Consider the following 3,097-nt stretch of genomic DNA (forward strand, 5'->3'; position numbering starts at 1 on the left):
CAGCACTTTTCTCAACCTCATGTACTACAGACGAAGAAACTCAACCCAATTTTGATGAGTCGTTAATTATTGGAAAATGGAAAAGTGGAACTTTGTTCGAGAGATACGATTTAGATAAATCAGGTGCTACCTGGGATACTGCTGATGATGTTAAAGAATCAGAAGCTCAAGAATTTACCTGGACTATAGATAAAGATCAGTTAGAGCAAATTCATATCATCGTGAGTGGAGGTAATGTTCCAAAGGTATACACCATTACCAACTTAACGGCTTCATCAATGGCGTATCAAGACGCTTACGGAGAAATAACATCCTTCAGCAAACAATAATAAGATGCGAATATTAAAAAAAGTTGGAATAGCTTTACTGGGATTGGTTTTTGTATTGATACTTGCTGCAGCAATAGGTATGTGGTATCTTTTTACACCCGAAAAATTAAGCCCAATCGTTAATAAGCAGGCAAAAGAATATTTAGCCTGCAATACGATGATCGAGAAAGTTGAACCCACTTTTTTTAGTACCTATCCGTTTTTGGGTATTGAGCTTACAAATATCTGTTTAACAGAGAATACGGATACCTCGAAAACGGATACGCTCTTATACTCACCCAAATGCTTTGCATCGTTAAATGTTATGTCGTACTTATTCGACGGCAATATAACGCTTAATCCCTTTCTTGTTGAAGATGCTTATTTGAATTTCAAAATAGACTCGCTTGGCCACTCTAATTTCGATATTTTAAAAAGCAGTTTCGATCCAACAGAAGCCGATTCTGAAGCCTCATCCTTGGGTGATATCGATATTAGCAATGTGGAATTTAAGAATTGCAATGCCAATTATACGGATGAGTCAACATTTAGAAAGGCTGATATTAGAAATTTAAATGCTACGCTCGAGTTTAAAAACAGCAAGGAGAAACAGTCTTTTGATTTGGATATGCAATTAAATCGATTGCTGTTTCAAACATCCGACTCAATGACGCTTTATCTTAATGCCAGGGATTGTGATCTGAAAATTAAGTCGAAGGCTAAGGACAAAAACCGATTCAATTCTGATGTCAAGCTTGTCTGCCAGGCCATGACCTTTGCACTGGCTGGTGATACCCTTTTATCTGAGATGAAAGTTGACAGCCACTTGCCTTTGGGTCTTAACTTATCCGAAAACAGCTATGATTTTAAAGAGGCCAATCTTCTTATTAAGGACAAACACGCCATCTCATTTGATGGTCTTGTAAAAGTCTTAAAAGATTATTCTATAGAGACCGACCTGAGCTACTCGACCGGGGAATTGGATATTGAAAAAGTGATAGCTCTTGTACCTAAAGCCTATTCGGAGCCGTTAAAAGATATAAGCGCTAAGGGCTTTGCCAAAGTTTCAGGATCGGTAAAAGGGCTTTTGTCTAACACAAGCATGCCCATGGTAAACGCCAATATGAAATACACTAAGGGCGAACTTAAATATACGGGTTATCCTACAGTGAAGGCCATTGAATTATCCATGTCGACCTTGGTGGATATGAATAAAAAACAGGCTTCGTCTATTACAATCTATAGCAGTTCTGCCCAAATAGCGCAGAGCAGCCTTTCTGTAGAAGGAGAAATTTCGGACATTTTGGAAAGTCCAGTCTACAACATCCATTCAAATGGGGATTTTAACTTAGTCGATTTTAAACCCTTTATACCCAAAGATCAAAACATCAGTCTTAAGGGATCGCTTAAGGGGAATCTGCATACCCGATTCACTCAGTCTGATTTGGATAAGGAGGCCTATCACCGCATCTATTTCAGTGGCGATTTCGAGATTCAGAACTTTTATGCCATCTATGAGGACAGTATAAAGGTAGATTTACCTTCGGCAAAGCTGAAGCTTGATTTACCCAGCCAAAGCAGAGCAGACAAAAACCTTAAGTTTGCCAAGATCAAAATGGATGCACCAAAGCTGAATATCGAGATGTCACCAAGTAAGCATGCTATGAGTGAAAATATTGAGCTGTCTGCCGATATTAATCAACTGGCAAAAAACCTTTCTGCACCCCTGTCGTCCTGTCGTTTTAAATTTAGCAGCCTTTATGCTGTGGCCGACACCTTATCCCTTAAAGCCAATCATGCAGAGGGACAATTTGCCTATGCTCCTGAACTTGAAGCAAAACAAGAGATTGCGCTTATCAATTCTACCATGAATAGTCAGGAACTTATTATCGCTAGCAAAGACTCGACTATTTTTGATGCTAAAAAGTTGTATGCTAAAACGAATTTAAAGTACGACGACTCACAAAATAATGTTATCCTTAAATGGCAGCCCAAAGTGACTATCCGTTTCTCCGATGCCATTTACGACTTAGGTAAACAGCTGAAGGGGCAAATTCCAAACATATCGTTTACACTTAATCCAGACACTATGGAGATTAAGAAAGCTGATTTAATTTTAGGTGATTCCGACTTTAGCCTTAGCGGTCAACTGACCGACATCTCTAAATATCTAAACCATCAGGCACTGCTTAAAGGGAACTTTAATTTAGTCTCTAAAAATACCGATATCTATCAGCTGATGAACATTTTTAACGGCATGGGTAGTCAAGACTCAACTCTTGCGAGCAATACAGCTGTTACGTCCGAAGACGATCCCTTTATGGTACCCAAAGGTGTCGAAATTCGATTAAATACAACAATTGATCAGACTATCATCAATGATAACATTATCGAAAATATTAAAGGTGGACTAACCGTTAAGGATGGTACTCTTATTCTGGATCAAATGGGTTTTACAAGTAAGGCAGCCAATATGCAGTTAACAGCTATGTACCGTTCCGACAGAAAAAACCACCTTTTTTCCGGCATCGATTTTCACCTTTTAGATATTGATGTGGCTGAATTGATTGACCTGATTCCTTCGGTTGACACCATCATCCCAATGCTAAAATCATTCAAAGGGAAAGGTGAATTTCATTTGGCTGGAGAGACCTATCTTAAAAGCGATTATTCTCTTAAACAATCTACCATTCGTGGTGCGGCGGCTTTTCAGGGGCAGGAACTCACCCTTATGGATACCGAAACGTTCGATATGATTGCCAGTAAACTGATGTTTAAGAAAAAAACAG

Annotated in this window: 2 protein-coding genes; both read left to right on the forward strand. The window is 38.9% G+C overall.

What is annotated here, in order from left to right:
* Window positions 1-329, forward strand: a 329-nt coding sequence (locus ABY905_RS15610) for a lipocalin family protein (protein WP_372645544.1), incomplete at its 5' end; no start/stop codon positions are given.
* A gap of 4 nt (window positions 330-333) precedes the next feature.
* On the forward strand, window positions 334-3,097 hold a 2,764-nt coding region (locus ABY905_RS15615), incomplete at its 3' end, for a hypothetical protein (protein WP_372645546.1).

It is taken from the genome of Ancylomarina sp., from assembly GCF_041555295.1.
Taxonomy (GTDB): domain Bacteria; phylum Bacteroidota; class Bacteroidia; order Bacteroidales; family Marinifilaceae; genus Ancylomarina.